We start from the raw sequence: 8,517 nt of genomic DNA, 5'->3' as shown, positions 1-8,517 counted from the left end.
GCCGCTGCCGCAGCACAGGTCGAGCACCACCGCGCCCGGGGCGGTCAGCGCGGTGGCGGTGGCGGCCAGGAACTCGCTGCGGCGGCGCGGGACGAAGACGCCCGGGTCGACGGCGATCCGCAGACCGGCGAACTCGGCCCAGCCGACGACGTGTTCGAGCGGTCGCCCGTCGGCGCGGGAGCGGACCATGGCGGCCAGGTCGGCGGGCGAGGCCGCGGCGGAGAGCAGGATCCGCGCCTCGTCCTCGGCGAACACGCAACCGGCGGCGCGCAGCCGGGAGACGACCGAGGAACGGAGGGAGGCGGAGGAGAAGACCGACAAGAGAACCCCTTGGGGGAAGACGGGAGGGCTGACGACTCCGTCAGGGCTCCCGCGAGGGCCGACACCGTGTCGGCGCGCCGTCCGCGCTATGCGCGCGGGGCGCCCGCACGGCCGCGCTCCGGGAGCACCCGCTCGGACATACCGGTAATGGGTCTCACCTCCCTGAGTCGCGGTCATACTCGGCGTCGGCCACCCTACCGCACCGTCGGCCGGGGGTGATCGGAACGGTCCCGTCCCGCCCTCCGCCGGCCGGGAGCGGGGCCGCCGGGTCGACCCGGTTGCGCCGGGGCCCCGGGCCTTCCCGTCACAAGCCGGCGTCACGCTCGTTCGTCCGAGCTATTTGATAGGTCCACTGACAGTACTCGGCGATAACCGACCGTAGCGGCCGCGCATAGTGACGGCATGACGAGACAATCCCGCGGACCGTCCCGGCTTCGTGCCCGAACGGCCCGCGTCATCAGTGCCGCGGCCACCCTGGGTCTGCTCGGCGCCGGCCTCACCGCCCCGCTCGCCCAGGCCGTCGCTCCCGCCCATCGTCCTGCCGCGCCGTCGGCGGAGCGAGTCCGGGCCGTCGGCACGCCCCTGCTCCAGGAGACCTTCACCGGTGCCACCGCCGACTCGCGCTTCACCGCCGTCGGCTCGGCCTGCCTCACCGGCGCGGCCCCCGCCCAGCCCGGGGCCGGCGACCACCTGCTCGGTGGCTGCCCCGCCGCCGAGACCGGCCCGGTGCCGCCGCTGAACAGCGCGCCGCTCGGCTACCTGCGGATCACCGACGCCGGCAACGACCGGAGCGGCGCGGTGCTCTTCGACCAGGCCCTGCCGGCCGGCAACGGTCTGGACGTGACCTTCGATCAGTGGCAGTACGGCAGCACCACGCCGAACACCCCGGCCGACGGCATCTCGTTCTTCCTGGTGAACGGCGACGTCTCGCTCACCCACCCCGGCGCCTTCGGCGGCAGCCTCGGCTACGCCCAGAAGCTGCCCGACGACGACCCGAACCTCACCTTCCTGCCCGGTGTCGACCGCGGCTACCTGGGCGTCGGGCTCGACGTGCTCGGCAACTACTTCGGCGACTGGGAGCAGCGCGGCAACGGCTGCGCCCAGCGTTCCCCCGCCGGCACGTCCTTCCGGGTGCCCGCGCCCGGCGCCAACATGGTCACCGTCCGCGGCCCCGGCGACGGCACCACCGGCTACTGCTTCCTGACCGCGACGACCAGCAACTTCACCACCAACGGCCCATGGCCCTCCACGCTGCCCGGCACGCTCCAGGGCCCGCTCACCACGCTGCCGCCCGGGGTCACCCCGGACCAGGCCCAGACCCTGCTGGAGCCCTCGCGCCGCCGGGTGAACGTGCACCTGACGCCCGCGCCCTCACCGGTGCTGACGGTATCCGTCGACTTCAACGACGGCACCGGCCCGCACCAGGTGCTCCAGACCCCCGCACCGGAGCCGGTGCCCTCGACCTACAAGTTCGGCTTCGCCGGGTCCACCGGCCTGTTCACCGACGTGCACCTGATCCGCAACGTCGTCGTCAACACCGACCAGCCGCTGCCCGCGCTGAACCTGGTCAAGCAGCCGCACGAGCCGCTGCCCGGGCTGCTGACGGTGGGTACCCCGATCCCGTACGACTTCGTGGTCACCAACTCCGGGAACGTGCCGGTCAACGACCTGGCCGTGAACGACCCGAAGGTCGGGCCGGTCACCTGCCCGGTGAGCACACTGGACCCCGGAAAGACGGTGACCTGTACGGCGACGTACCGGGTCACCGCCGCGGACGTCGCCCAGGGCCATGTCCTCAACACCGCCCAGGCCACCGGGACTTCCGACGGCAACCCGATCACCTCGCCGCCCGCCACAGCCGACGTGCCGGTGGTGGCGCCGCCGGGGATCTCCCTGGTCAAGCACGTGGACGCGGAGGAGCCGTTCCACGTCGGCGACACCGTGCCGTACACCTACGTGGTCACCAACACCGGCGGCACTCCGGTCGACGCGCTGACGGTGACGGACGACAAGGTCACCGGGATCACCTGCGACGCCACCGTGCTGGCGCCGGCGGGCAGCCCCGGGGACAGTACGGTCTGCCGGGGCAGCTACGTCGTGACGGCGGCCGACGCGCAGGCCGGGCAGGTCACCAACCACGCCCACGCCGGCGGAACGTCCAACGGCCGGCCGGTCACCTCGCCGGAGGCCGAGGCCACCGTCACGGTGGTCGGCCCCTCGTCGCTCGGCCTGGCCAAGCGGGCGGACACCGCCGGGCCGGTCCACGCCGGGGACACCGTGCGCTACACCTACACGGTCACCAACACCGGAACGACCACGCTGACCGGCCTCACCGTCGCCGACGACCACGCCGCGCACGCGACCTGCGACCAGACCACTCTGACCGCCGGTCAGAGCACCACCTGTCACGGCACGTACACCGTGACCGCTGCCGACGAGCAGCTCGGCCACGTCACCAACACGGCCCGGGCGACCGCCGCGGGCCCACAGGGACAGACGGTACAGAGCCCGATCGCCCAGGTGACGCTGAAGGTGGTGGGCGTCGCCAAGCTCGACCTGGAGAAGCGGGCCGACAGCGCCGGGCCGTTCCACGTCGGCGACACCGTGCACTACACCTACACGGTCACCAACACCGGGACGGCGGCGGTCGACCGCCTGACCGTGACCGACGACCACGTCCAGGGGGTGACCTGCGACCGGACCGGTCTCGACCCGGGGCAGAGCGCCACCTGCCACGGGACGTACACCGTGACGGCGGCGGACGCCCGGGCCGGGCACGTCACCAACACCGCGCACGCCAACGGCACCGACCCCCAGGGTCGGACCGTCCAGAGTCCGCCGGGCCAGGCCACCGTCGACGTCGTTCCGGCCGGCGAGTCCTCGCTGTCCGTCACCAAGCGGGCCGACGCCGAGGGGACCGTGCACCCGGGTGACACCGTCACCTACACGTACACGGTGACCAACACCGGGACGACCACGCTGACCGACGTCGCCGTCAGCGACGACCGGGTGCGGCAGGTGACCTGCGAGCAGACCACCCTCGACCCTGGGCAGAGCACCACCTGCCAGGGCACCTCCACCGTGACCGAGGAGGACGCACGGGCGGGCAGCATCACCAACACCGCCCGGGCCTCTGCCGTCGACCCGCGGGGGCGGACCGTGGAGAGCCCGCCGGTCGAGCTCTGCATCGCCGTCTCGCCCTGCCCGCCGCGGGGGCACGACCACAAGGGCGGCGGGAGCCACGGCTGCCCGAGCCGTCCGGGTCACCACCCGGCTCCGCCCCAGGACGGCGGCTCGGACGGGCTGCCGGAGAACAGCGCGCCGACCGCCACCGCGAGCCTGGCCGGGGGCGGGGCCGGGCTGATCGCCCTCGGCGGTCTGCTGCTCACCCGGATCCGGCGCCGCGCGGCTGCCAACCGGTACGTGGCGTAACGCCTTCGACCCCGCCGTCCGACGGCGGTCGGGCCGCCCTCGGTGCCTTCGGGTACCGGGGGCGGCCCGCTGTCCGCCGGGGGTCGGGTTCGGTCGGGCCCGGGTTCAGGCAGGCCGGGTTCAGGCGGGCTGCCGGGCCGGCGGCCTGGTGCGGTAGCCGCCGGCCGTGCCCGGGGGCACCAGGCAGGGCAGCAGCCAGTCCCAGAGCGCGCCCACCCGGCGGGCACGCTCATCGGCGGGGCAGCCGTCGGCGAAGACCACCTCCAGACCGCAGGCGGCAGTCACCACCAGGGTCTCCGGGCCGAGGCCGCCCGAGCGGTCGCGCAGCTCACCGGCGCGGCGGGCGCCGGCCAGCAGGTCGCGCACGACCCCGGCCCAGACACTGTGGAAGCCGCGCATGTCGGCGAAGGCCGACCCGGCCGTGGTGGGCCCCGCCGCGGCGAGCGAGGCCGTGGTGGGTCCCACTGCGGTGGGCGAGGCCTGCCAGCCGGCGTCCTCGCGGCCGAGGCGGAAGGCCGCCCGGATCACCGGGTCCGCCCCGAGGGCGTCCACCAGCCAGTACCCCGCGTCGATCAACCCCTGGAGCGGGGAGGAGGCGCGCAGCTCCGCGCAGGCCGACCGCAGCGAGCGCTCGGCCCGCGCGGACACCGCTCCGGCCAGTTCCTCCTTGGAGGCGAAGTGGAAGTACAGCGCCCCCTTCGTCACCCCGGCAGTCGCGGCGATCTCGCCGAGGGTGGCCCCGGCGTAACCGCGCCGGTCGAACAGTGCCGCCCCCGCCTCCACCAGCCGCCCGCGCGTCCGTTCCGACCTCTCCTGGACCACCCGTCCCACAACCCCTCACAACGACAAGCAGGTTCCGACCGGACCGCGGCCGCCCCACGACGGGCGGCGCGGCTTCCGACGGCCGTCCGCGGCCGGCTCCGGCGATCCCGCAATCCGGCGCCGCCCCGGACGGCCAGCCGGTTCAGCCGACCCGGCTGAACCGGGGCGCCGCCTCCGGTCCTGCGGCCACACCGGCGGGCTCGCGGTCCACCCGCTCCGGCCCGGCGAGCAGGATGGAGCGCTGGAGCCGCCGCAGTCCGACCGAGGGCTCCATGCCCAACTCCCGGACCAGGGTGTTCCGCAGGCGCTGGTAGGCCTCCAGTGCCTCGCCCCGGCGGCCGGAGCGGTGCAGCGCGATCATGTACTGGCCGTGCAGGCTCTCGTGAGTGCGGTAGCGGTCGACCAGGACGGTGAGTTCGGCGAGCAGCACCCGGTGCCGGCCCAGCCGCAGGTCGGCCTCGATCCGCTGGTCCAGCGCGCAGAGCCGGGTCTCCTCCAACCTCTTTGCCTCGACGGCGAGTTGGCCACCGACCGGGACGTCCGCGAAGGCCGATCCGCGCCACAGCGCGAGCGCCTCGCCCAGCAGCCGGGCCGCCGCCGGGTAGTCCTCGCCGTCCATCGCCCGGTAGCCCGTTCCGGCGAGCCGTTCGAACTCCCGCAGGTCCGTCAGTCCGCCGCCGCTGTTGAGCATGTAGCCGCCCGGCGAGGTCACCAGGACGTCCTTGGCGCAGGACACCCCCGTCGCCGCACCGGCCGCGATGAGCGCCCGGTCGATGAGGTCCCGCAGCTGGAGCACGTACGTCTGCACGGTGGTGCGCGCACTGCGCGGCGGCCGGCCGGACCACAGCTCGTCGGCCAGCACCCCGGCCGGCACCACCTGGTCCGCCCTCAGCGCCAGTAGCCCCAGCACCTGCCGCGGCTTCGGCGCCGACGGCACCACCGACACCCCGCACACCCGGACGTCCAGCGCCCCGAGCACCCGAATTTCCACGATGACCACCCCAATCACACGGAACGCCGCAGCCACCTCCGCCGCGGCCGGCACCCGGGTCGACACCCTGGGTCAAGTGCCACCAGTCAAAAACAGGACGCGCGGTTTGTCAATACAAAACCGAACGCGCTGTTTGTTTTGCCGAGGCATCGCCGCTCGCCACCGTAAGCGAGCCCTCAGGTGCGCTGCGTCACCAAATCCGGACAAACCAAAGGCGGCGCCGGACCACCCTGGTCCCGCCGCCGCCGGTTCGCCTGCGCCTACCCGGACTCCCTTGGGCAGGAGAGCCGGTGAGCCACCGTCAGCCCACGCCGACCTCCGCCTGCACCTCGGCGCGCGCGGTGCCGTCCGCCCCACCGTCCGGGGCGCCGCCCTCCTCCGCCGCACGGGCCGCCGCGGCCTCGGCAACCACCTCGGCCCCGCGGTTCGGCCCCATCTGCAGCGAACCGAGCACGCCCGGCACCGCGATGCTCGGCATCAGGTGCTGGAACAGCGCGGACACCCGCAGCTCCAGGTCCGCCCGGCCGCACAGCTTCTGGGACTGGATCTGCACCCCCGTCCACGCGGCGATGACCAACCACGCGGTGTCCGCCGGCACGACGTGCGGGAGCAGCTCGCCGCGCTCGCCGGCCGCGACCAGCAACGCCTCGAAGCGGCTGATCCAGCCGGGGATGGCACCGCCGCCGAGATCGTCGAAGACGTCCTGCCCGAGCGAGAGCCGGGCACCCGCACTGAGCAGCGGGTCACGCGGCATCAGGTACGCCACCACCATCCCGGTGTCCACGAACTCCTGGAGCTTGCAGCTCCGTTCGGGAACTCCGTCCTGGACGAACTGCTCCTCCACCACGCCCTGCGCCAGATCCCGCTTCGAGGCGAAATGGAAATACACCGCACCACGCGTCACGCCGGCCCGGGAGACCACCTCACCGATGGTCGCGCCCTCGTACCCGAACTCGTCGAAGACCGAGGCCGCCGCCTCCAGGATCAGCCGACGTGTCCGGAGCGCCCGCTCCTGCCGTACCACCGAAACCACCCGCCCTGAGCTCCCCGGAAAACAAAACCAAACACCCCGTATCTTAGCTGCGCCCCACCCACGGCGGACAAGACGATGCCGATGAATCCCGCCAACCACTCCCCCTCCCCGTAGCCCCGTAACCCGTCAAGCCCCACCGCCCCGATGACGACCACACACCCCGGCCGTCCCGTCGGTTCGGCCTTCGATACGCCGCCACCTTCATCCGAAAAACCGAACGAACGGTTTCTTCCGAGCATTCACCTCCTTACATACGTGACCTCCGAGGCAGGCCGGTCGTTGCACCGGATCGGCGGGATTCCTCGACGGAACCGGATGCGGACGGGCCTCGGGCCGGGCGTGGTGGTACCGGCGCCGGGCGAACCGGCCCCGGGGCCGAGCGCGCTCCTCGACCCTCCGGCCGCCCAGGAGGGCCGGACCGCCCGGTCCCCACCACGCTCGACCTCATCCGCCCTGACGGTCGGTCAGGACGCCTGGGACGTCGGCCGGTCCGACGTCCCGCACGGCGGCCTCGGGGCGCGCCCCCTTGCGCGCGGGTCAGCCGTTCGCGCCTCTGCTCGCGGGATCGCCACCGGGGTCGTCGAGCGGCCAGGTGTCGCGGTCGCGGACGTGGTCGTAGGCGGGGAGTTCGGCGGCCAGGACGTCGAAGTGGGGCAGCGGGGCCCACAGGGCGCGGTCGCCGACGACGTAGAGGCGGCGTTTTGCGCGGCTGGCCGCGACGTTCAGGAGGTGCGGGGTAGCGGCGGCCCAGTCGCGGCCGCCGGAACGGCCCGCGCCGAGCAGCAGGATCACGACGTCGGCTTCCTTGCCCTGGGCCTTGTGGACGGTCGCGCAGCGTTCGTCGAGGAGTTCGGCGGTCCATCCGGGCAGCGTGCGGCAGGTTTCGCGGGCCTCGGCGACGAGGGCACGGAAGGGGGCGATGATCCGCAGGCGTTCGACGGTGACGCCGTGGCGGTCGAGCCGGCGCAGGAGGAAGGTGAGGGCGCGGCGGTCGCGTTCGCCCCAGGGGGCGTCGGCGGGGCGGTCGGGGTCGGGGGTGTCGAGCCAGCGGCTGGGAAGGAGGCCGTCCTGGTCGGGGTCGGGGAAGGGCTGCGGATGGGTGCCGTGGACCATGAGACCGCCGTAGGCGACCTCGTTGCTGACGGTGAACATGGGGTCCTCGCAGCGGCGGTGGACGCGCAGCGGTGAGCCGACCCAGACGGTGTCCTCCTCCGCACCGGTGGGGGCGGGCAGGTAGGTGCCGTAGCGGTTGACCCGGTCCGCGACGGCCTGGGCGGAGGTGGCGGAGGGCAGCCATTCCTCGTCGACGCCGTAGGCGAGCAGGAGGCGGCGTTGCAGGGCGGCCGGCATGGTGACGACGGGTTCGAGCTGGAGCGGGTCGCCGACGAGAACGGCGCGGCGGGCGCGCCAGAGGGCGCCGACGGCGGCCTGCGGAGTGGCCTGGCCGGCCTCGTCCACGAGAATCCAGCCGAGGGAGCCGCCGCCGAGTCGGGCGAACATGCTGCCGATGGAGGAGAAGGTGGTGGAGACGACGGGGACGAGGAGGAAGAGGGTCTGCCAGGCGTGCAGGACCTGCTCGTCGGGGACGGGCCCGCCGGTACCGGCCATGAGCTCCACCAGGACCTGGAGGTTTCCGCGGATCCGCTTGGTCGTGTTGGCGACGAGGGCGCGGTGCAGGTCGAGGGCGCGCAGGAAGAGGTCGCTGCGGGCGGTGCTCCAGGCCTCGTCGGACCAGGGGGCGCCGAGTTCCTGCTCGGGGTCGCCGAGGTGGAGCCAGTCGAGGGGCAGGGAGGGGAGGTCGGCGGCGGCCGCGCGGAGGGTGCGGTGGGCGGAGTCGAGTTCGGCGGCGGCGCCTTCCAGGTCGCGTCGGGCGGCTCGGGCCTCGTGCCGGGCCCGCTCGACGTCCGCGCGGGCGGCG

At 73.9% G+C, this 8,517-nt stretch carries 5 protein-coding genes and 1 pseudogene; 1 reads left to right on the top strand and 5 read right to left on the bottom strand.

Translation table 11 applies throughout. From position 1 onward, the window contains the following. Positions 1–321: pseudogene (locus KS423_RS30995) on the bottom strand (putative protein N(5)-glutamine methyltransferase); the annotation flags it as partial. Between the two features lie 402 nt (positions 322–723). On the opposite strand from KS423_RS30995, the gene KS423_RS30990 reads away from it, so the two are divergent. After that, the gene (locus KS423_RS30990; RefSeq protein WP_224283089.1) at positions 724–3,753 is read left to right on the top strand and encodes a DUF11 domain-containing protein; all 3,030 of its coding nucleotides are present in this window, start codon (positions 724–726) and stop codon (positions 3,751–3,753) included. A gap of 120 nt (positions 3,754–3,873) precedes the next feature. On the opposite strand, the gene KS423_RS48140 is transcribed toward KS423_RS30990, so the two are convergent. The 4 genes from KS423_RS48140 to KS423_RS30970 all read right to left on the bottom strand — a co-directional run. Continuing rightward, the gene (locus KS423_RS48140) at positions 3,874–4,575 is read right to left on the bottom strand and encodes a ScbR family autoregulator-binding transcription factor (RefSeq protein WP_308020267.1); all 702 of its coding nucleotides are present in this window, start codon (positions 4,573–4,575) and stop codon (positions 3,874–3,876) included. A gap of 142 nt (positions 4,576–4,717) precedes the next feature. Further along, positions 4,718–5,566, bottom strand: coding sequence for an AfsR/SARP family transcriptional regulator (locus tag KS423_RS30980; RefSeq protein ID WP_224283088.1), 849 nt, complete (start codon positions 5,564–5,566; stop codon positions 4,718–4,720). 301 nt (positions 5,567–5,867) lie between these two features. Beyond that, positions 5,868–6,599, bottom strand: coding sequence for a ScbR family autoregulator-binding transcription factor (locus KS423_RS30975; protein WP_224283087.1), 732 nt, complete (start codon positions 6,597–6,599; stop codon positions 5,868–5,870). A gap of 537 nt (positions 6,600–7,136) precedes the next feature. Continuing rightward, a partial coding sequence (locus KS423_RS30970) for a DEAD/DEAH box helicase (protein WP_224283086.1) occupies positions 7,137–8,517 on the bottom strand: 1,381 nt, incomplete at its 5' end.

Source organism: Streptomyces sp. LS1784, assembly GCF_020103755.1.
In the GTDB taxonomy this organism is placed as follows: domain Bacteria; phylum Actinomycetota; class Actinomycetes; order Streptomycetales; family Streptomycetaceae; genus Kitasatospora.
This window is presented reverse-complemented; position numbering and strand designations above follow the sequence as displayed.

Bases quoted from the DNA above. Each gene is read 5' to 3' on its own strand.
- KS423_RS30990 (WP_224283089.1), top strand. From the start codon at position 724: ATGACGAGACAATCCCGCGGACCGTCCCGGCTTCGTGCCCGAACGGCC.